Origin of the sequence: Zoogloea sp. LCSB751, assembly GCF_002028455.1 — a bacterium.
Classification (GTDB): Bacteria; Pseudomonadota; Gammaproteobacteria; order Burkholderiales; family Rhodocyclaceae; genus Zoogloea.
Window position 1 is genome coordinate 84,436 of sequence record NZ_MWUM01000011.1, and the last position, 20,176, is coordinate 104,611.

Annotated in this window: 22 protein-coding genes; 5 read left to right on the top strand and 17 right to left on the bottom strand. The window is 66.9% G+C overall.

The features are described from left to right. Positions 1 to 2 precede the first annotated feature (2 nt). The 14 genes from B4920_RS13945 to B4920_RS14005 form a co-directional block, all read right to left on the bottom strand. The gene (locus B4920_RS13945) at positions 3 to 428 is read right to left on the bottom strand and encodes a GPW/gp25 family protein (protein ID WP_079435312.1); all 426 of its coding nucleotides are present in this window, start codon (positions 426 to 428) and stop codon (positions 3 to 5) included. Between the two features lie 10 nt (positions 429 to 438). Continuing rightward, positions 439 to 711, bottom strand: coding sequence for a PAAR domain-containing protein (locus B4920_RS13950; RefSeq protein WP_079435313.1), 273 nt, complete (start codon positions 709 to 711; stop codon positions 439 to 441). Between the two features lie 19 nt (positions 712 to 730). Then, complete coding sequence (vgrG, locus tag B4920_RS13955) at positions 731 to 2,425, bottom strand: type VI secretion system tip protein VgrG (protein ID WP_079435377.1); 1,695 nt, start codon at positions 2,423 to 2,425, stop codon at positions 731 to 733. Between the two features lie 73 nt (positions 2,426 to 2,498). After that, complete coding sequence (locus tag B4920_RS13960) at positions 2,499 to 3,167, bottom strand: hypothetical protein (protein WP_079435314.1); 669 nt, start codon at positions 3,165 to 3,167, stop codon at positions 2,499 to 2,501. A 3-nt stretch (positions 3,168 to 3,170) separates the two neighbouring features. Next, positions 3,171 to 3,332, bottom strand: a complete 162-nt coding sequence (locus B4920_RS29750) for a DUF5908 family protein (RefSeq protein WP_173862666.1) — start codon at positions 3,330 to 3,332, stop codon at positions 3,171 to 3,173. Positions 3,333 to 3,345: 13 nt separating this feature from the next. Next, on the bottom strand, positions 3,346 to 3,789 hold the full coding sequence (locus tag B4920_RS13965) for a phage tail protein (RefSeq protein ID WP_079435315.1): 444 nt from the start codon (positions 3,787 to 3,789) through the stop codon (positions 3,346 to 3,348). 32 nt (positions 3,790 to 3,821) lie between these two features. Further along, complete coding sequence (locus tag B4920_RS13970) at positions 3,822 to 4,256, bottom strand: phage tail protein (protein ID WP_079435316.1); 435 nt, start codon at positions 4,254 to 4,256, stop codon at positions 3,822 to 3,824. 80 nt (positions 4,257 to 4,336) lie between these two features. Continuing rightward, positions 4,337 to 6,292: a phage tail sheath C-terminal domain-containing protein gene (locus tag B4920_RS30760; RefSeq protein WP_079435317.1), complete on the bottom strand. Its 1,956-nt coding sequence runs from the start codon at positions 6,290 to 6,292 to the stop codon at positions 4,337 to 4,339. 27 nt (positions 6,293 to 6,319) lie between these two features. Continuing rightward, positions 6,320 to 7,321: a hypothetical protein gene (locus B4920_RS13980; protein ID WP_079435318.1), complete on the bottom strand. Its 1,002-nt coding sequence runs from the start codon at positions 7,319 to 7,321 to the stop codon at positions 6,320 to 6,322. Continuing rightward, positions 7,318 to 7,887 carry a DUF4255 domain-containing protein gene (locus B4920_RS13985; protein WP_079435319.1) on the bottom strand — a complete coding sequence of 190 codons (570 nt, stop codon included), beginning with the start codon at positions 7,885 to 7,887 and terminating at the stop codon, positions 7,318 to 7,320. Before B4920_RS13985 ends, B4920_RS13980 begins: the two co-directional genes overlap by 4 nt. Positions 7,888 to 8,071: 184 nt before the next feature. Then, positions 8,072 to 8,626, bottom strand: coding sequence for a crossover junction endodeoxyribonuclease RuvC (ruvC, locus tag B4920_RS13990; protein ID WP_079435378.1), 555 nt, complete (start codon positions 8,624 to 8,626; stop codon positions 8,072 to 8,074). A gap of 13 nt (positions 8,627 to 8,639) precedes the next feature. Next, positions 8,640 to 9,497 (bottom strand): DMT family transporter, encoded by an 858-nt coding sequence (locus B4920_RS13995; protein WP_079435320.1) that lies wholly within the window; start codon positions 9,495 to 9,497, stop codon positions 8,640 to 8,642. Beyond that, positions 9,494 to 9,727: a hypothetical protein gene (locus tag B4920_RS14000; RefSeq protein ID WP_079435321.1), complete on the bottom strand. Its 234-nt coding sequence runs from the start codon at positions 9,725 to 9,727 to the stop codon at positions 9,494 to 9,496. The genes B4920_RS13995 and B4920_RS14000 overlap by 4 nt, the downstream gene beginning before the upstream one ends. 63 nt (positions 9,728 to 9,790) lie before the next feature. Continuing rightward, positions 9,791 to 11,446, bottom strand: coding sequence for a mechanosensitive ion channel family protein (locus B4920_RS14005; protein ID WP_088179465.1), 1,656 nt, complete (start codon positions 11,444 to 11,446; stop codon positions 9,791 to 9,793). 173 nt (positions 11,447 to 11,619) lie between these two features. Here B4920_RS14005 and B4920_RS14010 point away from each other — a divergent pair, with 173 nt between their 5' ends. Together B4920_RS14010 and B4920_RS14015 are read left to right on the top strand one after the other, a co-directional pair. Beyond that, a complete protein-coding gene (locus tag B4920_RS14010; protein ID WP_079435322.1) occupies positions 11,620 to 12,099 on the top strand; it encodes an EVE domain-containing protein in 480 nt (159 codons plus the stop codon). 8 nt (positions 12,100 to 12,107) lie between these two features. Next, positions 12,108 to 12,911, top strand: coding sequence for a sulfite exporter TauE/SafE family protein (locus tag B4920_RS14015; protein ID WP_079435323.1), 804 nt, complete (start codon positions 12,108 to 12,110; stop codon positions 12,909 to 12,911). 89 nt (positions 12,912 to 13,000) lie between these two features. Here B4920_RS14015 and B4920_RS14020 read toward each other — a convergent pair whose 3' ends face one another. Beyond that, complete coding sequence (locus B4920_RS14020) at positions 13,001 to 13,462, bottom strand: bacteriohemerythrin (RefSeq protein WP_079435324.1); 462 nt, start codon at positions 13,460 to 13,462, stop codon at positions 13,001 to 13,003. 228 nt (positions 13,463 to 13,690) lie between these two features. Next, the gene (locus tag B4920_RS14025; RefSeq protein ID WP_079435325.1) at positions 13,691 to 14,473 is read right to left on the bottom strand and encodes an enoyl-CoA hydratase/isomerase family protein; all 783 of its coding nucleotides are present in this window, start codon (positions 14,471 to 14,473) and stop codon (positions 13,691 to 13,693) included. Positions 14,474 to 14,698: 225 nt separating this feature from the next. Here B4920_RS14025 and B4920_RS14030 point away from each other — a divergent pair, with 225 nt between their 5' ends. Further along, positions 14,699 to 15,034 (top strand): DUF485 domain-containing protein, encoded by a 336-nt coding sequence (locus tag B4920_RS14030; RefSeq protein ID WP_079435326.1) that lies wholly within the window; start codon positions 14,699 to 14,701, stop codon positions 15,032 to 15,034. After that, the gene (locus tag B4920_RS14035) at positions 15,034 to 16,698 is read left to right on the top strand and encodes a cation acetate symporter (protein WP_079435327.1); all 1,665 of its coding nucleotides are present in this window, start codon (positions 15,034 to 15,036) and stop codon (positions 16,696 to 16,698) included. Before B4920_RS14030 ends, B4920_RS14035 begins: the two co-directional genes overlap by 1 nt. A gap of 329 nt (positions 16,699 to 17,027) precedes the next feature. On the opposite strand, the gene B4920_RS14040 is transcribed toward B4920_RS14035, so the two are convergent. Continuing rightward, positions 17,028 to 17,696, bottom strand: a complete 669-nt coding sequence (locus tag B4920_RS14040) for a GntR family transcriptional regulator (RefSeq protein ID WP_079435328.1) — start codon at positions 17,694 to 17,696, stop codon at positions 17,028 to 17,030. A gap of 284 nt (positions 17,697 to 17,980) precedes the next feature. On the opposite strand from B4920_RS14040, the gene scpA reads away from it, so the two are divergent. After that, complete coding sequence (scpA, locus tag B4920_RS14045) at positions 17,981 to 20,143, top strand: methylmalonyl-CoA mutase (RefSeq protein WP_079435329.1); 2,163 nt, start codon at positions 17,981 to 17,983, stop codon at positions 20,141 to 20,143. Positions 20,144 to 20,176: the final 33 nt, after the last annotated feature.

The following is a 20,176-nucleotide window of genomic DNA, read 5'->3' on the forward strand; positions in this document are numbered from 1 at the left end:
GCCTATCCCCGGCGGGCGGCGCGGGCCGCTTCGCTGCCTTCGCCCTGGTAGAACGGGAAGACCAGGTTGAAGCGCGAGTTGGTGCTGCGCACCAGGTAGTCGAGGCGGATCGTCAGGACCCCCTCCATCAGCCGGCTGTCGTCGATGTCCAGCGCCTCGACGCGGATGCGCGGCTCATAGACCAGCACGGTGGTGAGGATGCGGTCCTTGAGGACGCTGGTGAGGGTGGTGCTGACGGGCTCGAACATCAGCTCGTGCATGTCCAGCCCGTACTTGGGCTGCAGGAAGCGCTCGCCCGGTGCGGTGCCGAACAGGATGTGCAGGCTGGCCTGGATGTCGGCTTCGTCCTCGGTCATGCGCACGCTGCCGTTGGCGAAGCTCGGCGGGAAGGACCAGCCGCGGCCGAGGAAGGAGGGCGTGTCGCTCATCGCGGGCTCCTCAGCCGATCTGCACCGTGGGTTCGCCGATCGCCGGGCTGGCGCCGCAGCCGCAGCTGTCGCCGACCCGCAGGGCCGGCTTGCCGCCGATCAGCACGGTGGCGCTGCCGGCCACGAAGGGGGTCACCGGCGGGTGCGGCGGCGGGATCACGCAGCTGTGCAGGTCGCCGAGCACGGCGGCGGGTATGCCGCCGATCAGCACGGTGGGTACGCCGGGGCCGGTGACGGTGCCGCCATGGACGCTCAGATCGGTGACGCGGGCTGCATTGGGCATGGTGTCCTCGGGCGTGCGTTCAGTTGATCTGCACCAGCGAACCCTTGAGCTTGGCGATGGCCGGCGTGGTGGCTTCCAGCCCGCCGCTGCCTTCCAGCTTGAGGGCGGCGCCGGCCTTGATGTCGAGGGCTGCGGCGGTCTTGATCTCGCCGGCCGCGCCGACGTCGAGCTTGGTGTCGGTGCCGGTCTTGATGCTGAGGGCTTTGGCGCTCTCGACGGTGATGCCGTCGCTGTCGAGCTTGATGCTGTTGCCGTTCTTGTCCTTCAGCAGCACCGAGCCCTGGTCGTCGTCGAAAATGAGCTGCTGCTCGGCCGGGGTGGTGATGGTCAGCACCACCTTGTCGTCGTTGATGTGCAGCTTGATGCCGCTGCGGCTGACGAAGACTTTCTCGTGGTTGTCGTTGCTCGGGGTGAGCGGCGCGGCCTTGGCGCTGCTGTGGAGCATGCCGAGGATCACCGCGGCGCGTGGGTCGTCGTCGAGGAAGCCGACCACCACCTCGTCGCCGATCTCCGGGCGGATCATCACGCCGCGCTGGTCGCCGGCGTCGCCGGCAGCGACCCGCGCCCACACGCCGTCGCTGGCCGGATCGACGAGGGGCAGGCGCACGCGCACGCGGAACTCGTTTTCCGGGTCTTCGTTGTCGGTGACCACACCGATCTGCAGGCCGTGGGTCGGCGCCAGCAGGCTGGTGCTGCGGCGGGCTTCGAGGCGTTCCCGGCGGGCCGGGTCTTCCGGTACGCCGCCGAACTGCAGGTGGGTGCGCCAGCCCTGCACGGTGTCCATCTCGTGGCGTACGCCGGTGACCAGCACCTTGCCGCTGAAATGCTGGCCGACGCCGGCCAGCTCGACCACGTCGCCGGGCTGGACCTGGCCGAGGCCGATGCACATCGCGCGGCCACTCACCTGGTCGAGGCGGGCGTGGGCAAAGCGGGCGTCGGCAGCGGCGGTGGCCTCGGCGTCGGGCAGCATCGCGTGGCGCAGTTCGAGGGCGTCCACGCCCATCGCGGCGGCGAGGTCGTCGGGCTTCAGGTCGCCGGGGCCGCTGAAGGACGGCGGGCTGGCGTCGAGGGTGTGGACGGCCTGGTCGGCGGCGCTCCAGGTCAGTGTCTTGACGGCCTGGGTCTGCTGGCGGGCGTCCACCTCGGCGTCGAATTCGAGCAGCGTGGCGCCGTAGTTGAGGCTCGCCACGGCGGCGGCGCTGGCGTCCGGCGCGCGGGTTTCCAGGTCGGCGCCGCGGGTCAGCACCAGCTGGCCGTTGGCCTGGGCGCGGGTGACGAGAAAGTCCCAGTCGGTGCAGTCGTACTGGACCAGGTGCTTGTGGCTCACCGTGGTGCTGGCAGCCGTCATGTTGATGCCGGCGTCGGAGCACAGCTGGCTAATCACGTCGCCGTCGGTCATGTCCAGGTAGGTGGCGCCGTGGCGCTTGAGGCTCATCTTGGTGGCAGCGTGGCGGCATTCGACGAGCAGCTGCGGCGGCGAACCTTCGCGCACCTTGAGGCGCTGGCGCACCACCAGGCCCTTGAACAGCAGGTCGGGCTGATTGCCGGCGCCGGCCAGCACCTCGACCTCGGCGCCGGGGGCGAACAGCGCGTCGTTGCTGAGCGGGAAGTCGCCGCCGGAGGCGCTGCCGTCCTGGTAGGCGAGGCGTGCGAAGGCGATGTGGTTGGCGGTGTTCACCACGCTCACCGACAGCAGCTGGTGGCTGCGGGGCACGGGGTTGCCGCCCACCTTGATGGTGAACTCCCGGTGTTCCGCGGCGATGGGGAGGGTGCGGGCGGGGGAAATTTCACTTCTCCAGGGGCGGGAAGACCACGCGCGTGCCCGCCGGCAGCTGGCGGAAACCGTCCAGGCCGTTGGCCCGTGCCACGCCGGGGGCGTAGCGCGGATCGCCGTAGATCGCGGTGCACAGCGCGGCGAGGGTTTCGCCGGCGTGCACGATGCGCACGTGGGTCAGGTCGGGGGACGCGTCCTGGGCCAGCGCGACGCGGGTCTGGTCGTCCGAGTTGTCGGTGAAGACGGCGGTGATCACCGCCCGCAGCGGCACGCCGCTGGGCTTGAAGAGCTTGTAGACGATGGACGCGCTCTTGAGGACGCAGCGCTTCACCTGGATGCGGCCCCACATCACCTTGAGGTAGTTGGGGCGGTGAATGTCGCCGTTGTAGCCGGTGACGGTCTGGAAGGATTCGACCTTCTGCTGTACGTCGAGGGGCCGCCCGTTGGCGCCGGTGCCGTCGAGGAAGAACACCAGGTTGAGGTCGCCCGGTTTGACCTTCTTGAAGTCCATGCGGCTGCCGGTGGTGCCGCTGCCCTGGCCGCTGTCGTACTCCATCTCGTAGGCGAGGGTGATCTCGGCCGGGTTCACATAGGCCTCGAAGCTGCCGATGGCGGCGCCGCTGTAGTCGGCTTTGGAGTAGGCCTCGATGCGCAGGTGCTCGAGCTGTCCGCGTTCCGGCATGGCTCAGGGCTCCTGTTGCTGGCGCAGGATCTCCAGCACCTGGGCGACGCATTCGGCGATCAGGGCCTGCTTGTCGAGCTGCGCCGGCGGCGGGCTGGCCGCACCGCCGGATTCGGCGTTGCCGACTTCCACCGAGATCACCACTTCATCGACGATGATGGGCATGACGGACTCCGTTTCAGGACTTGTCCACGGTGAAGTACTGGTAGGCCAGCTGCAGGCTCTCGACGACGATGGCGTTGGCGCTGGCGGACAGGTCGCTGACCGACCACTTCACCGGCCACGCGCCGACCAGGTGCCAGGTGACGAGCGGCTCGTGCCTGTCGTTGAGCAGCTTGACGTCCACGTTCTTGGGCTTGATGTCGAGGTTCTCGATGCCGTCGCGGATCCACTCCCAGATCGCCGAGTCCTTCAGCAGGCCGCGCTTGAGGACCAGGTCGGGGTACTTGCTGCGCACCGGGTAGCGCTGGATGTAGCGGTTCTCGCCGCCTTCCGGCACCTCCTCGGTGGCGACCTCGAGCGACAGGCCGCCCACGTCGGTGAAGCGCACGTCGTCATCGACGGCGCGGGCAAGGCCGAGGACTTCCACCTTGAAATGGAATCCGACGGGGGGCGTGTACATGGCGGGGCCTCAGCGGCGTGGTCCGGTCGCGCTCACTCGTTCTGCAGTTCGAGGCCTTCGTGGGCCAGCTCGATGGACTCGATGGCCACCTCGTTGGCGCTGGCCTTGAGCTGCGGCCCCTCGACCTTGACCGGGAAGGCGTTGTGCACCTTCCACACCATCACCGGCTCGTGGCTTTCGTTGAGCAGGCTGACGGTGAGGTCGCGGCGCTCGACGGTGTTGAGCTTGATCGTCGACAGCCACTTGAAGAAGTCGTTGTCCGACTTGACGATGCCGCGCTTGAGGGTGACGTTGCTGAACTTGCGCAGCCCCGGCATCTTGATCGACGAGTACTCGGGGAAGGAGCCGTCGCGGTACTCGATGGCCTGGTTTTCCTGGGTCAGGCCGGTGACCTCGGAGAAGCCGATACGGGTGCCGCCCCACTGGACGGTGAAGTGGAAGACGGGCAGGGGATACTGGGCAGGCATGTCGGTTCCTTTCGCATTCGGTGGCGGGATGCGGGCGGGCCAGGGCGTGCTTCAGGCGGGCAGAGCCCCGGCGGTGCCGATCAGGACGTTTGGAGCTTGTGGTAGAACTTGAGGATGATGAATTCGGCCGGACGGACCACCGCCATGCCGATTTCCACGTACATGCGGCCCTCCAGGATGTCCTGGCTGCTCATCGTGGTGCCGAGCCCGCAGCGCACGAAGAAGGCGTCCTTGGTGGTCGAGCCGGCCAGCGCGCCTTCGCGCCACTTTTGTGTGAGGTAGCTCTCGATCATGCCGCGCACCTTGACCCAGGTGTTGGCGTCGTTGGGCTCGAAGACCGCCCAGTAGGTGGATTTTTTGACCGACTCCTCGACCATGTTGAAGAAGCGCCGCACCGACACGTAGCGCCATTCGTTGTCGTTGCCAGCGAGCGTGCGGGCGCCCCATACCAGCGTGCCCTTGCCGACGAAGCTGCGGATTGCGTTGACCGACTTGCCGGCGGTGGCGTCCACGTTGAGGTTGTCGGTGTCGTCGCTGTCCAGCGCGTAGCTGGGGGCGATGACGCCGGTCAGGCTGACGTTGGCCGGGGCTTTCCAGACCCCGCGCTGGCCGTCCACCAGCGCGTAGATGCCGGCGATGGCGCCGGACGGCGGGCAGAAGGTGAGGGTGTTGTTCACGCCGCGCACGATGTCCCGGTAGGTGGCGAAGCTGTCGAGCAGGTTGGCCTCGGTGTTGGCGGCGTAGGCGCCCGCCGCGTCGTCGAGGTTGGCCAGTGCCGACGACAGGGTGCCGAAGATGCGCTGGATTGCCGCCTGCGCGCCGGCCTGGCGGGCCGCGTCGTTGGCGCCGCTGATCGCGGTGGTGGAGGCGGGCGGTGCGTCGGCGGCAAACAGGGTTGCCCAGCCGGCGGTGGTGAGGGCGCCAATGGCGGTGTACTGGGCCACATAGGCGGCGTCGAGCTTGCCGTCGAGTTCCCGTTCGAGGGCGATCAGTTCGGTCATCGCCGGGATGAAGCTGTGGGTGATGGCCCGCCCGGCGTCACCTTTCAGGCCCGCATGGGTGAAGGCGCCGGCACCGGCCGCCATGCCGTCCACCAGCGGGGCAATCTTGTAGACGAAGGCGAACAGGTCCTGCATGTGGCCGGCGTCCGGGGTGGCCAGGTAGGCCAGCAGGGTGGTGCCGAAGGTGTCCGAGATGGCCTTGTCGGCGCCGCCGCTGACGGTGGCATGGCGGGCCGGTAGGCCGGCTAGGTCGGCCAATGCCTGGTCGAGGCCCTGTAGCAGCGCGACGATGCCCGCGTCGCCGGTGAGGGCGTTCAGCGTGACCGCCACGCCGCCTTTTTTCAATTTGCTCTTGATGTCGGCGTAGCCGACGTTCTTCGGGTAGTTGAGCTTCAGCCACGGCGCGTAGGCGGCGCCGTACTTGAGGCTGTTGATGCCGATGCGGTTGCGCAGCTCTTCCACCACGGCGGTGTGGCCGGTCTTGTCGGTGGCGAGGCGGGTGTCGAGCACGGCGACCCGGTCGCCGAGCTTGCCGCACTGGTTGAGGGCCGCCATCTGCACGGCGGCCAGGTCGTCGGCGGGCAGGCCGGCGGCGTCGGGGAAGAGCAGGATGGTCGGTTCGTCCACGGTCGCGATGCGCGCCAGGCCGGCGATCAGCTGGGTCTTGTCCACCGCGTCGGTGTGCTTGCCGACCGAGCAGATCCAGGCCTTGCCGCCGCCGTTGTCGAAGAACAGGCGCAGGCTGTCGTAGAGGTACTTGGTGTTGGTGGCGGCCAGCGTGGCGCTGACGAAGCGGTTGCCGGCGTCCAGGTCCACATGGTCGAGGTCGAGCTCGGGCGCGCCGCCGAACAGGGTCTCGAATTCGAGCAGTGAGGTGATGCGCGTCGGCACGTTCTTCAGGTCGCCGGCGGTGAGGCGGGTGGCCAGGGCGGTGTAGCCGACGAAGGCGGGCACCGCGGTTTCCACCTCGGCGACCGAGGGGGGAAACACCGAAATCTCTTCGACGTACACATCGGGCGTGCGGTAGGTGGGCATGGCGGCTTCGCTCCTCTCCTAGGTTTCTTATCTCAGGTGGACGACGAACTGGGCGTCACTGCGTTCGGCGCCGGGTTGCGGCAGGTTGCCGATGAGCACCTCGCCGTTGCGGTGCAGCTCGAATCCGTGCGGTCCCGCGGCGCGCCGGGCGACCGGGGTCTGGGCTTCGAAGAGCACGATCCTGCGGGTTCCGCCCGGGTCGAGCAGGGCCGGGGCGAGCCGGTCGCCGCCGAAGGGCGGCAGCAGGCGGTTGAAGGCGATGGGCGGGCGGCCGTCGCCGGTGGCGCCGTGGTCTTCCACCAGGATGCTGGCAAAGTCCGCGTCGCTGGCTGGTTTGACCACCACGTAGTAGCGCAGCAGCGCGCTGCCGGCGCTGAAGGCCAGCGTGAAGGCCTGGCCGTTGGCGACGTGGGCGGCGCTGGCGGTGAGGCTCAACACGCCCCACGGCGGATCGGCGGCGAGGCCGGGCTCGATGAGCAGGCGGCGGCTGGCGGAGAGTCCGCCGGCGGCGCTCTCGCTGACGACGAACTCGCCCGCGTCGGCACCGCGGAAAACCCAGCTGGCGTCCGCCGGGCCGAGGCGGGCGCCGGCCAGCGGCGTGCCGTCCGGGCGGGTGATGGTCAGATCCAGCGGGCGGGCGGCCAGGCGCGGCACGATGGCCGGCGCGGGGCCGGCCAGTTCGACGCCGCGGGGCGCCGTGTCGAGGGCATTGGCGGCGGCTTCGTTGGCGAACAGCGGCGTCTCGTCGGGCGGCAGGGCCGGCAGCTGGGTGTACTGCGTGAAGCTCGGGTTGCGTGGCGCGAGGCCGAACAACAGGCGGCGCCCGACGCAGTCGCCGAGCGGGTTGCCGTCCTCGTCCACGGCGATCAGCACATGCAGCACACCGTCGCGCTCGCGTACCAGCGCGTGCATGCCGGCCAGCGCGTCGCGGGTGGCCGGCGGCACCACGAAGGCCAGGTCGTCGCAGGGGCCGCCGCGGAAATCATGGCTGACGGCCACCGTCCATAGACGGCGGAAGGCGCTGTTCATCGCAGGCCTGCGTGGGTGTGGATATCGAGGATCGGCGTGCCGGTGGCGCCGGGCTCCTGGTCCTGCAGGACCAGCATGCGGATGCGATAGACCACCGACGGCAGGTGCTTGGCGCCGAGGCAGGTCCACATCTGGTTGGCTTGCTCGGGGCTGTAATTGACCAGCTCCACGGCCAAGCGGTCGACGCCTGGCGGTAGCGCCGGATAGTCGGCGGGCGTGAACAGCGGGTGGGCCTGGAAGAAGGTCAGCAGCAGGGACAGCTGGCGCAGGCCTTCGCTGTAGGTGGTGAAATTGGCGGCGAAGAGGACGACCAGATTGATCGCCAGCGGCGGCGGCAGGCTTACGCTGCGGCCGTCCACGATGACCTGCTGCGGAACCTGGGCGCGGGCGTGGCGCTCCTCCTCAATCTGGAACAGGGTCAGGCGGACGCTGTCCTTGGTTGCCTGCCAGTTGCCCTTGTCATCGACCAGGGCGCCGAGTTCGACCTTGCCGAAATCCGAATTGAGCCGTCGTTGCAGGTAGGCATTGGCCTCGTCGACCAGGAACTTGAGCGAAACATCGATCATCGTCGCATCCCCCCTCCCTTTCCGGCGGGGCGATCTATGCCGTCCCTATGCCAAGAGCGAAGCCCTCTTACGCCTTCACTATGGCATCTGTGATAAAAATCACAATGTCTTTATGCGGATTCCAAGCGATTTTCTGCCATGTGGGGTGTGGGGCGCCGTGTCGGCGGTGAGGTGCGCCAGATGGTCAGTCTGTCAGGCGGCTGCCGCGTTTGCGCGTACCGATGCCGGCCATCGCCGCCAGTCCGCGGCTGCCGTGGGCGTGACAGATTGCACAGGCGAGGGCGTCGGCGGCGTCCGACGAGGGAGCGCCTTCGAGGGCGAGCAGGCGCTGGACCATGTGGCTGACCTGCTCCTTGGCTGCCTTGCCGTGGCCGACGACGGCCTGTTTGACCTGCAGCGCGGTGTATTCGGCCACAGGCAGGTCGCACGACACCGCGCCGCAGATCGCCGCGCCGCGGGCCTGGCCGAGGAGCAGGGTGGACTGGGGATTGACGTTGACGAAGATGATTTCCACCGCGGCCTGGTCCGGCTTGTAGGTGGCGATCACCTCGCGGATGCCGTCGAGGATGATCTTCAGGCGTTCCGGCAGGCTGCCTTCGCCGGTCTTGATGCAGCCGCTGGCTACGTAGCTCAGCTGATTGCCAAGGGTGTCGATGAGACCGAAGCCGGTGCTGCGCAGGCCCGGATCGATGCCGAGGATGCGTGTCGCGACGTTGGCCGAGGCGGACGGTCCGTTGATCCTCACCGGCCCCTCACTTGCGGGCCAGCCACACGCCGAAGACGGTCAGGCCCATGCCGGCCAGGGCCAGGCCGGTGAGGGTCTCGCCGAAGGCGGCCCAGGCGATCAGCGCAGTGGTCGGCGGCGTCAGGTAGAACAGGCTGGCCACGTTCACTGCGCTGCCGCTCCTGATCAGCAGGTTGAGCAGGCTGATTGCGCCGACCGACAACACGAGTACCAGCCACAGCAGCGCGAAGACAAATTGGGCGCTCCAGTCGATGTGCATCGTCTCGGTTTGGCTGGCGACCAGCAGCGACAGGGCGAGGGTGGGCAGGAACTGGATCACCGAACCCGTGCGCAGGTCGAAGGCCGGGCAGAAGCGCTTCTGGTAGAGGGTACCGGCGGTGATGCCGAGGAGGGCGACGATGGCTGGCAGCAGCATGGCGGCCAGCTCGGGCGTGCCGGCCGCAGCGGCCACCTTGTGGGCGACCACCAGCCCGACGCCGCCGAAGCCGAGGGCCAGGCCGGCCCACTGGCGCGGCAAGACCTTTTCGCCGAGCAGCGCGCCGGCGCCGAGGGCGGTGAGCAGCGGCTGCAGACCGACCACCAGCGCGGTGATGCCGGCCGGCAGGCCGTGGCGGATGGCGGTGAACACGCCGCCCAGATAGATCGCATGGACCAGCACCCCGCTGACGCCGATGTGCAGCCACTGGCGCGGTTCCCGCGGCCACGGCGCGCGGGTGGCGACGGCGAACAGGCCCATCAGCAGGATCACCAGTCCGTAGCGGGCGCACAGGAAGCTGAGGGGTTCGGCGTAGGGCAGGCCGTACTTGGCACCGATGAAGCCGGTGCTCCACAGCACGACGAACAGCAGCGGGTACAGACGCGTCATTGTGGCCCGTGCTTGCTGCGGTAGATGCGGGTGGCGACGGAGACGATGATCTGCACGTCCTGGGGCGGGATGGCGGGCAGCTGTTCGCGCACCACGCGGTAGGCCAGGTGTTCGAGGGTCTGGCCGTTCCAGGCGTTGGCCGGATCGAAGAAGGGTTCGATGAGGACGTAGGCCTTGTCGACGAGCTCGCGCAGGCTGAGGTTCTTGCGGCGTTCGACAGGGGTGTTCATGACGGGCTCCAGGGGGTATCGGCGGGGGAAAAGCAGGCAGGCCCCGATGATACCCCAGGCGCTTTAGGGGCCGGACCCGGCTGCGGGCGGCGGTGCCCAGCGGGTTTTGGGTACCAGCTTGGCGCTGGCCGGATCGTCGATGTAGTGGGGCGACATGATCTGTACGCCGTATTCGTTGAAGACGTCCTGGATGTGGGCGTGCAGGCGGCTGAGCACTTCGGCGCGGGGGCTGGGGCCGGCGGGACTGGCTTGCACGACCAAGCAGTATTCGGGATAGAAGTCCGACAGGGCGGTCTGGAAGACCCGCGGGGCGGGCTGTTGCAGAACGCCCGGGGTGCGCAGGGCGGCTTCGATCAGCAGGGCTTCCACCTGGCGCCATGGGGTGTCGTAGCCGATGCTGACCGTCGTGTCGAGTGCGAAGCTGGCGCCGCCGGCGGTACGGGAGTAGTTGTGGGTCGCGCTGCCGACGATCAGCGAATTGGGGAGCGTGATCTCGGCGCCACGGCCGGTGCGCAGGCGGGTGGTGAACAGGTTGAGGGCCACGATGGTGCCCTCGTGTTCGCCGATGCGCACGTATTCGCCACTGCGCAGGGTGCGTGAATACATCAGGATGAGACCGCTGGCGCCCTGGCCGACGATGCTGGAGGCACCCAGCGAGACCATCAGGCCGATCAGCACCGACATGCCTTTGAAGGCCTCGGTCTGGGCGCCGGGCAGGTAGGGGTAAGCCATCACCAGCGCGAAGACCCAGATCAGGAGGTTGGCGATCTTGCGGGTCGGTTCGACGGTGTCCCGGTCGAGCCAGCCGATGCGGTTGCCGCTGCTGCTGACGTGGTCGAACAGGGGCCGGAGCAGGCCGACCACGCCGCGGGCGAGCAGGAACATCAGCGCGGCGACCAATAGATTGGGCAGCGTGGAGAGGATGCCGTCGGCAAAGCCGGCGGCGATGCCCAGGAAGTAGCCGTTGAGCTGTTCGCCCCAGGCACGGGTATAGGGGAAGCGGGCCAGTACCTGGCCCAGCCAGGCATAGACGAGCACCGTGAGCAGGAACCCGTAGAGGGCGTTCACCAGTCTCCGTACGATGGCCAGGATGCGGTCGCCGCGGATCAGCTCGGTGCCGGCCAGGGTCAGGCGCTCGGCCTGGCGTGACACCGCGGCGAGGAGGCGTGCGCCGACCCAGCGGTGCAGGCGGGTGAGGCCGGCCAGCAGGGCCAGCGCGACCCCACTTTCCAGCACGGCGAGGCTCAGCCCCTTGAGCAGAGCTTCGCTGTCGCGGCTTTCGCGCGATTCGGCGATGACCTGGCGCAGTCGGGCCACGGTGGCGTCGGTGAGGGTGGCGAGGGTCTGGCCGGCCAGCCGGTCGGCATCGCCCTCGGTGAGCACGAAGGCCATCTGGCCGCCGACCAGCACGATGTTGCCCAGTTCGGTGGGGCGGGTGCTCACCGTGTCGTCGCCGCCGCGCTGCAGCAGTTCGGCGAGGTTGTTCTCGCCGCGCCTGGCGCGCTGCTGGGGCGTGGCGCCCAGCAGGCTGCCGCGGAAGCGCACCACCGGCCGGTTGAGAAGGACCAGGTCGGCGCCCTCGTCCTCCGCGGGCGTTGCGGTGATCGTCCGGCCCGAGGGCGCTGCTGCACCGGCCGGCGCCACGGTGACGGAGAGGGCCATGACGAAGCTGAACAGCATGAGCAGCGGAATGACGGCGAACAGTCGGAGGCGCCCCATGTTTGGTCTCCCGTGGGCCTGGTGGGTCGTGATGTCCGCTACTCTGGCCCGGAGGGGCGTGTCTGGCAAGCTACGCCATGACTTATGGGTGCGTCGTCGCCAGCGGGGTGGGCGCCGTCCGTCTGGCGGCTCTAAGATTGGGGTTTTCAGCGCCGTTCGTGGGAGGAAGTCCAATGCGTTACTGGCTGATGAAGTCCGAACCGGACGATGTGTCCATCGACGATCTGCAGAAACGGCCGGAGCAGACCGTGCCGTGGTATGGGGTGCGCAACTACCAGGCGCGCAATTTCATGCGTGACGGCATGCAGATCGGCGATGGCGTGCTGTTCTACCATTCCGGCTGCGCCGAGCCGGGGATCGCCGGCATCGCGCGGGTGGCCAGCACGGCCTATCCGGACGCCACCCAGTTCGACCCGACCAGCCGCTATTACGACCCCAAGGCCACGCCGGAGCAGCCGCGCTGGCTGCATGTGGACGTGCAGTTCGTGCGCAAGACGCGGCTTGTGGGTTTGCCCGAGTTGCGCCGCCAGCCGGAACTGGAGAACATGCGCGTCCTCGCCCGCGGCAACCGGCTGTCGATCACGCCGGTGGAGCCGGCCGAGTGGCGTTTCATCGTCGGGCAACTGCTCGGCGCGACGGATCTGACGGACTGAATCGAACAATGGGAATCGAATGGCTGGCGGCCTACCTGGCCCTGGGGGCCGGTGTCGGCTTTTTTGCGGGACTGCTCGGCGTGGGCGGCGGCGGCATCATGGTGCCGATGCTGACGACCTTGTTCGCGGCCCAGGGCTTTCCGCGCGAGCATCTGGTGCATGTGGCCCTCGGTACGTCGATGGCGGCCATTGTGATCACCTCCATCTCCAGCCTGCGCGCCCACCACGCCCACGGTGCGGTGCGCTGGGACATCGTGAAGGGCATCACCCCGGGCGTGCTGGCCGGCACCTTCGGCGGTACCTTCATCGCGTCGCGGGTGGCGACGGCACCGCTGGCGATTTTCTTCGGCTGTTTCATGGCCTATGTGTCGGTGCAAATGATCCTCAACGTCAAGCCGAAGCCGTCCCGCGAGCTGCCGGGACCGGCCGGGCTGGCCGGGGTCGGCGGGGTGATCGGCGGGATCTCGGCGCTGGTGGCGATCGGCGGTGGCTCGCTGTCGGTGCCTTTCATGACCTGGTGCAACGTGAAAATGCAGAACGCCATCGGCACCTCGGCGGCGATCGGCCTGCCGATCGCGCTGGCCGGCGCGCTGGGCTATCTGATCAATGGCTGGGGGGCACCGGGCCTGCCCGAATGGACGGTGGGCTTCGTGAACCTGCCGGCGCTGGTGCTGGTGAGTCTGGTGTCCACCTTCACCGCGCCGGTCGGCGCCGGCCTGGCCCACCGCCTGCCCGTAGCAACGCTGAAGAAGATCTTCGCCGGCTTGCTGGTGCTGCTGTCGTTGAAGATGCTGCACACGGTGCTGGGGTAAGGGTGGGCGGCTGCCGATCCGCGTGGGCGCGAGGCGCCGCGGGATGCCGTTTTTCCGTTGGGGCGAATTCATTCGCCCGGGTATCCGGATCAGCCGAAGAAGCGCTTCAATGAGCGGCTGAACCAGCCTTCCGGGGACCTTTCCTCGGCCAGGGCCTTCATCTGCGGGCGGACCGCGGCGACATAGGCGTGGTCGTCATGGCGGATGTGGCTGAACAGCCAGCGGTGCAGCAGGCTGTGCAGCTCGTGGGAAATGTCCTCTCCCTTCTTCAGGCGCTCGTGGAAGCCGCTGACCCGCCGCACGAAGAGTTCGTGCACCTTCTTGTGGCCGCGCACGAACTCGTAGCCGGCATCCTCGATCAGGCATTCCTCGAAGGCGAAGTGGGACAGGGTGTATTCCACCAGGTCGTCCACTACTGCGATGACGCCGAGGCGATCGGCATGCTGCCGTGCGTCGTGCAGGCGGTTGATGAAGTCCATGATCTGCTTGTGCTGGTTGTCGATCTCCAGGATGCCGGTGTCCAGGTCGGGGGACCACGAGAGATATGCCATTGTTTTTCCTTGTGCTGGCGCACGCCGCCAATGACGACATGCCGTCCGGAGGGCTGGGACGGCTTTGTGGGGCGCGGGGCGGTCGTGCGGGGGGTGTCTGCTGGGGAGTGCCGGGCGGTATGTTAATCGCCTATGCCCCAAGCGTGACAGACAATGTGCAAGGAAAGTTTCCCGACCAGGGTACTTGGTCGCAGCGAAACGGGGTGTTCGCCACGACCGGGATGGGGCTCAGCGCCCTTTGAAGACGGGCGCGCGTTTGGCGAGGAAGGCAGCGAGGCCTTCCTGGTAGTCCTCGGTGGCGAGAAAGTCGAAGGCGGCGCGTTTTTCTGCGTCGCCGAGGGACTGGCCCTGCATCAGGCGATGCACCCACTGCTTGTGCCAGCGTGCCACCAGCGGCGCGCCCTTGAGGATGCGCCCGGCGGTGGCGAGGGCTTCCGCCTCCACTTCCTCATCGTCCACCACACGGGTCAGCAGGCCTTTGGCAAGGGCCTCGCGGGCGCCCAGGATGCGGCCTTCGAGCAGGATCTCGAGCAGCACCGCCGGGCCGACGAGTTCCAGCAGGCCGGCCATTTCGCCGGGATACATCGAGAAACCCAGCTTGTTGATCGGCGCGCCGAAGCGGCTCGACTCGCCGGCAATGCGGATGTCGCAGCAGCCGGCGATCTCGAGACCGCCGCCGACGCAGGCGCCGCGGATCATCGCCACGGTCGGCACCGGGCAGGCGCGCACGGCGTCGAGGGCGGCGGCGACGAGTTCCTCGTGATAGTGCAGGGCGTCGTCGACGGTGGCCCGTACGGTGAGGAATTCTTCTATGTCGCCGCCGGCCGCGAAGGCCTTGTCGCCGGCGCCGCGCAGCACCACGCAGCGTACGTCCGGGTCGGCGTTTACGCTCGTCATGCGGGCGTGCAGGCCGCGCCACATGCCGGCATCGACGGCATTGAGCTTGTCGGGGTTGGAGAGGGTCAGGGTGGCGACGCCGCCATCCTGGCTGAAGAGGATTTCGCCTGGCATTGGGGTTTCCATAGTGGAGCGGGATGTTTGTGTTGCAGTGCGCAAGAAACCCGCCGTACGTTGTGGTATGGAGTCATATATATGTTATATCATCGCATCGGGCGAAGTAATGGCGCGGCTTCGTCCACCGAGGCGCCACACTAAAATAGCCATACCGATCACTGCATTACAACACCAACAGGCAGATCGCGCCGCATCCACTGACGTTCTCTAGGGAGGGAATTCATGTCGAGCACTTCATCTCAACGTGCGGTCTACGCACGCATCCGGAGCAACCCGCGCTTCGCCGAGCTGGTCTCGAAGCGCCAGGGTTTTGCCACATTGCTGTCGGTGGTCGTCCTGACGATCTTCTACGGCTTCTTCATGGTCGTGGCCTTCACGCCTAACGTGATCGGCCAGCGCCTGTCCGAAGGCTCCTACGTGACGGTCGGCATTGCCGCCGAACTGTTCATGTTCATTTTTTTCTGGGTGTTGACTGCCGTTTACGTAAAGCGCGCGAACGGTGAGTTTGACGACATCACCACCGAAATCGTCCGCGATGCCGCCAAGGAGGTGAAGTGATGCTGGCCCGTCTGAATGTTCTGCTGCTGGGCCTGCTGGCGCCGGCCCTGTCCTTTGCGGGCGACGCGATTTCCGCCACCGAGAAGCAGCCCCTCAACCTGCACGCCATCGGGATGTTCGTGCTGTTCGTGTCGATGACCCTCGGGATCACCTACTGGGCGGCTGGGCGCACCAAGTCGGCGGCCGACTTCTACACCGCCGGCGGCGGCATCACGGGTTTCCAGAACGGCCTGGCGATCGCCGGTGATTACATGTCGGCGGCAACCCTGCTGGGCCTCACCGCGATGGTGTATTCCAAGGGCGTCGATGGCTACATCTACATGATCGCCTTCTTCGCCGGCTGGCCCATCATCCTGTTCCTGATGGCCGAGCGCCTGCGCAACCTGGGCAAGTTCACCTTTGCCGACATCACGTCCTACCGCCTCAACCAGAACAAGGTGCGGACGATGGCGGCGGTGTCCTCGCTGACCGTGGTCTGTTTCTACCTGGTGGCCCAGATGGTCGGTGCCGGCCAGTTGATCAAGCTGCTGTTCGGTCTGGATTACACCATCGCGCTGTTCGTCGTCGGCGCGCTGATGATGGTTTACGTGACCTTCGGCGGCATGGTCGCCACCACCTGGGTGCAGATCATCAAGGCCTGCATGCTGCTGGCCGGCGGGACGCTGGTGATGATCCTCGCCATGTCCCAGTTCGGCTTCAGCTTCGAGAACCTGATGACCAAGGCCATCTCGGTGCATAGCCTGGGCGAGAAGATCCTGTTCCCCGGCTCCCTGTTGCCGGATCCGGTCACCGCGCTGTCCCTGGGTCTCGGCCTGATGTTCGGCACCGCCGGTCTGCCGCACATCCTGATGCGCTTCTTCACCGTGACCAACGCCAAGGAAGCCCGCAAGTCGGTGCTCTACGCATCCGGTTTCGTGGCTTACTTCTTCAACGTGATCCTGCTGATGGGCTTCGCGGCGATCATCATCGTCGGCCAGAATCCCGAGTTCTTCGAAGGCGGCAACATCGCCGGCAAGATCATCGGCGGCGGCAACATGGTGGCGATGCACCTGGCCAAGGCGGTGGGCGGCAACCTGCTGCTGGGTTTCCTGTCGGCGGTGGCCTTCGCCACCATCCTGGCGGTGGTGTCTGGTCTGGCGCTGGCCGGCGCGGCAGCGATCTCCCATGACATCTACGCCCGCGTGATCCGCCAGGGCAAGGCCACGGAGACCGAGGAACTGCGTGTTTCCAAGCTGTCCTCGGTCGGCCTCGGCATCGTGGCCATCGTGCTCGGCATCGCCTTCGAGAAGATGAACGTGGCCTTCATGGTCGCGCTGGCCTTCGGTATTGCCGCCTCCGCCAACTTCCCGGTGCTGATCCTCTCCATGTACTGGAAGGGTCTGACCACCCGCGGTGCGGTGATCGGCGGCTACGTCGGCCTCGTTGCCGCGGTGCTGTTCGTGCTGCTGTCCAAGTCCGTGTGGGTCACCGTGCTGGGTAATGCCCAGGCGCTGTTCCCGTACGATCAGCCGGCCCTGTTCTCCATGCCGTTGGCTTTCCTGGTGACGATCATCATCTCCAAGCTCGACAACAGCGCCGAGGCCCAGGCCGAACGCGCCCAGTTCGACGACCAGTACGTGCGTGCCCAGACCGGTTTCGGTGCCGCTGAAGCCAGCGCCCACTAATGCTGTGGCGCCCTGCGGGGCGCCGGGTTGAAACGACAAACCCCCGTCCGGGCTCGCCCGGTCGGGGGTTTGTCCGTTATGGGATGCATTGCGGAGAGGGGCGCGGGAGCTGCGGGAGTTGCGCGGGGGCAATGTGGGGGCGCAGGGGGAGATTGTGTGTGGGGGGCGGTGGGGGCGAATTCATTCGCCCTGAGGAGCGCATCGATGCACAGCGGTCGATCAGCGTCCGCGGGCGAATGAATTTGCTCCCACAGGGTAGGTCAGGTCACAGGACGTAGGTCAGGTTGCGGGGTGGGGCAGCTCTTGGCTGGCTCCCGGTCTGGACCTGCTCAGGCGGGTTTGTCCCGGTGGGCGAGCTTGGCAAGGGCTGCGCGGCCGCTGAAGATGTGTTCGCGCATGGCCAGTTCGGTGGCGGCGGCGTCGCGCCGGCCAAGCGCGTCGAGGATCGTGCGGTGTTCGGCGAGGGACTGTTCCAGCCGGCCTTCGATGAACAGCGAGTGGTGGCGTGACAGCTTGATGACCTTGCGCAGATCGGTGATGGCCTGGGTCAGCCAACGGTTGTCGGCGATCAGCTGGACTTCCTGGTGGAAGGCCTGGTTGGCCTCGAAGAAACCGTCGATGTCGTTGGCCGTCGCCGCGCGTTCGAGATCCTGGTGGATGGCGGCCAGCCGTTTCAGGTCGGCGTCGCTGGCCTTGTGTACGGTGTTGACGGCGCACTGGCCCTCAAGCAAGGACAGGACGGTAAAGATCTCGTCCAGATCGCGTTCGGAGATCTCTGTCACGTAGCAGCCGCGGCGCGGCTTGAGCGTCACCAGACCTTCGGAGGCCAGCACCTTCAAAGCTTCACGAAGCGGTGTGCGCGAGATGCCATACTGGCTCGCCAGAGCCTGCTCATCCACCCATGTGCCGGGCGGCAGTTCGTGGGAGAAGATGCGCTGGCGCAGGCGTTCCGCGACTTCCTGGTAAAGGGCGAGGGGGGCGATCCGGCCGGCGTTCATGGGTTCGGTCGAAAGTTTCGTCAGCGTGTTGTCGGCAGTTGTTGCATCCATAATTATGGATAAAGTATTATCTACAAGACAGCAAGTCAAGTTCCTGCGCAGGATGAAACCCTTGTGCGGATCCGTCGCCGAAAGGCCGGCGGGCCACAAAAACAGAGGGAGGGAGAAAACTTCCCTGCGTGGGACACGGCAGCCGGCCGTGACCAGGGGTCACGGCCGGTACTGGCGTCACTAATTACCAAGGGCTGCACCAAGCAGCTCAGCTACGTGAGGGTAGAAAAGCCATGGCGAACAACACCGAACCGACCTTCCCGCAACCTGATCTGGCCGCCTGGAACAAGGCTGCCGCCAAGTCGGCCCCCGAAGGCGATGTCGCCAAGCTGAACTGGGTGACGCCGGAAGGCATCACGGTCAAGCCGCTGTACACGGCTGCCGATCTGGAAGGCCTTAAGTACACCAACACGCTGCCGGGCTTCGAGCCCTTCCTGCGCGGCCCCCAGGCCACCATGTACGCGGCCCGTCCGTGGACCATCCGCCAGTACGCCGGCTTCTCCACCGCCGAGGCCTCCAACGCCTTCTACCGCAAGGCGCTGGCCGCCGGCGGTCAGGGCGTGTCCGTGGCCTTCGATCTGGCCACCCACCGCGGCTACGACTCCGACAATCCCCGCGTAGTGGGTGACGTCGGCAAGGCCGGCGTGGCCATCGATTCTGTGGAGGACATGAAGATCCTCTTCAACGAGATCCCGCTCGACAAGATCTCCGTCTCCATGACCATGAACGGCGCCGTGCTGCCGATCCTGGCCGGCTACATCGTCGCCGCCGAAGAGCAGGGCGTCTCTCAGGACAAGCTGTCCGGGACCATCCAGAACGACATCCTCAAGGAGTTCATGGTCCGTAACACCTATATCTACCCGCCGACGCCGTCGATGAAGATCATCGCCGACATCTTCCAGTACACGTCGGCCAACATGCCCAAGTTCAACAGCATCTCGATCTCGGGCTACCACATCCAGGAAGCGGGCGCGAACCAGGCCATCGAGTTGGCCTTCACGCTGGCCGACGGCGTCGAGTACGTGCGCACCGGCATCAAGTCGGGCATGGACGTGGACACCTTCGCCGGCCGCCTGTCCTTCTTCTGGGCGGTGGGCATGAACTTCTACCTCGAGATCGCCAAGATGCGCGCCGCGCGCATGCTGTGGTGGCGTCTCATGAAGCAGTTTGAGCCGAAGAGCCAGAAGTCCATGATGCTGCGGACTCACAGCCAGACGTCCGGCTGGTCGCTGACCGAGCAGGATCCGTACAACAACGTCGTGCGCACCACCATCGAGGCGATGGCGGCGGTGTTCGGCGGCACCCAGTCCCTGCACACCAACGCGCTGGATGAAGCCATCGCGCTGCCGACCGAGTTCTCGGCGCGTATCGCCCGTAATACGCAGATCATCATCCAGGAAGAAACCCACATCACCAGCGTGGTGGACCCGTGGGCCGGCTCCTACATGATGGAAAAGCTGACCCAGGACATGGCCGACAAAGCCTGGGCCCTGATCGAGGAGATCGAGGCGATGGGCGGCATGACCAAGGCGGTCGAATCCGGCTGGGCCAAGATGAAGGTCGAAGAGTGTGCCGCCGAGAAGCAGGCCCGCATCGACTCCGGCAAGGACGTCATCGTCGGCGTCAACAAGTACAAGCTGGCCAAGGAAGACCCGATCGACATTCTCGACATCGACAACCACGTCGTGCGTGAAGCCCAGATCGAGCGCCTGGCGCGCATCCGAGCCACCCGCGATCAGGCCGCCGTCGATGCCGCGCTGGCCGCCCTGACCGAAGCCGCCAAGAGCGGCAACGGCAATCTGCTCGACCTGACCGTCAAGGCCGTGCGCCTGCGCGCCACCGTGGGCGAGATCTCCGATGCGCTGGAAGTGGTCTTCGGCCGCTATCGCGCCAACCCGCAGGCCGTCACCGGCATCTACAACTCGGTGGTGGAAGGCAACGAAGACTGGCAGGCCCTGAAGGCCGACATCGACGCCTTCGTCACCGAGGAAGGCCGCCGCCCGCGCATCATGATCGCCAAGCTCGGCCAGGACGGCCACGACCGCGGCGCCAAGGTGGTGGCTTCCGCCTTCGCCGACCTGGGCTTCGACATCGACATCGGCCCGCTCTTCCAGACCCCGGAAGAAGCTGCCCGTCACGCCGTCGAGAACGACGTGCATGCGGTGGGCTGTTCCAGTCTCGCCGCCGGCCACAAGACTCTCGTGCCGGCCGTCATCAAGGCCCTCAAGGATCAGGGCGCCGATGACATCATCACCTTCGTCGGCGGCGTGATTCCGGCCCAGGACTACGACGCGCTGTACCAGGCCGGTGCGGCCGGCATCTTCGGACCGGGCACCCCGATTCCGGCGGCCGCCCGTGAAGTGCTGAAGCAGATCCGCGCCGCCCGCAAGGCCTGATCCGCGACCGAAGTCCGCAAGTGCGCCGGCCTT

Excerpts from the sequence above, each read along its gene's own strand:
- B4920_RS13945 (WP_079435312.1), bottom strand. The coding sequence starts at position 428 with ATGAGCGACACGCCCTCCTTCCTCGGCCGCGGCTGGTCCTTCCCGCCG.
- B4920_RS13950 (WP_079435313.1), bottom strand. The coding sequence starts at position 711 with ATGCCCAATGCAGCCCGCGTCACCGATCTGAGCGTCCATGGCGGCACC.
- B4920_RS13960 (WP_079435314.1), bottom strand. The coding sequence starts at position 3,167 with ATGCCGGAACGCGGACAGCTCGAGCACCTGCGCATCGAGGCCTACTCC.
- B4920_RS29750 (WP_173862666.1), bottom strand. The coding sequence starts at position 3,332 with ATGCCCATCATCGTCGATGAAGTGGTGATCTCGGTGGAAGTCGGCAAC.
- B4920_RS13965 (WP_079435315.1), bottom strand. The coding sequence starts at position 3,789 with ATGTACACGCCCCCCGTCGGATTCCATTTCAAGGTGGAAGTCCTCGGC.
- B4920_RS13970 (WP_079435316.1), bottom strand. The coding sequence starts at position 4,256 with ATGCCTGCCCAGTATCCCCTGCCCGTCTTCCACTTCACCGTCCAGTGG.
- B4920_RS30760 (WP_079435317.1), bottom strand. The coding sequence starts at position 6,292 with ATGCCCACCTACCGCACGCCCGATGTGTACGTCGAAGAGATTTCGGTG.
- B4920_RS13980 (WP_079435318.1), bottom strand. The coding sequence starts at position 7,321 with ATGAACAGCGCCTTCCGCCGTCTATGGACGGTGGCCGTCAGCCATGAT.
- B4920_RS13985 (WP_079435319.1), bottom strand. The coding sequence starts at position 7,887 with ATGATCGATGTTTCGCTCAAGTTCCTGGTCGACGAGGCCAATGCCTAC.
- B4920_RS13995 (WP_079435320.1), bottom strand. The coding sequence starts at position 9,497 with ATGACGCGTCTGTACCCGCTGCTGTTCGTCGTGCTGTGGAGCACCGGC.
- B4920_RS14000 (WP_079435321.1), bottom strand. The coding sequence starts at position 9,727 with ATGAACACCCCTGTCGAACGCCGCAAGAACCTCAGCCTGCGCGAGCTC.
- B4920_RS14005 (WP_088179465.1), bottom strand. The coding sequence starts at position 11,446 with ATGGGGCGCCTCCGACTGTTCGCCGTCATTCCGCTGCTCATGCTGTTC.
- B4920_RS14010 (WP_079435322.1), top strand. The coding sequence starts at position 11,620 with ATGCGTTACTGGCTGATGAAGTCCGAACCGGACGATGTGTCCATCGAC.
- B4920_RS14015 (WP_079435323.1), top strand. The coding sequence starts at position 12,108 with ATGGGAATCGAATGGCTGGCGGCCTACCTGGCCCTGGGGGCCGGTGTC.
- B4920_RS14020 (WP_079435324.1), bottom strand. The coding sequence starts at position 13,462 with ATGGCATATCTCTCGTGGTCCCCCGACCTGGACACCGGCATCCTGGAG.
- B4920_RS14025 (WP_079435325.1), bottom strand. The coding sequence starts at position 14,473 with ATGCCAGGCGAAATCCTCTTCAGCCAGGATGGCGGCGTCGCCACCCTG.
- B4920_RS14030 (WP_079435326.1), top strand. The coding sequence starts at position 14,699 with ATGTCGAGCACTTCATCTCAACGTGCGGTCTACGCACGCATCCGGAGC.
- B4920_RS14035 (WP_079435327.1), top strand. The coding sequence starts at position 15,034 with ATGCTGGCCCGTCTGAATGTTCTGCTGCTGGGCCTGCTGGCGCCGGCC.
- B4920_RS14040 (WP_079435328.1), bottom strand. The coding sequence starts at position 17,696 with ATGAACGCCGGCCGGATCGCCCCCCTCGCCCTTTACCAGGAAGTCGCG.
- scpA (WP_079435329.1), top strand. The coding sequence starts at position 17,981 with ATGGCGAACAACACCGAACCGACCTTCCCGCAACCTGATCTGGCCGCC.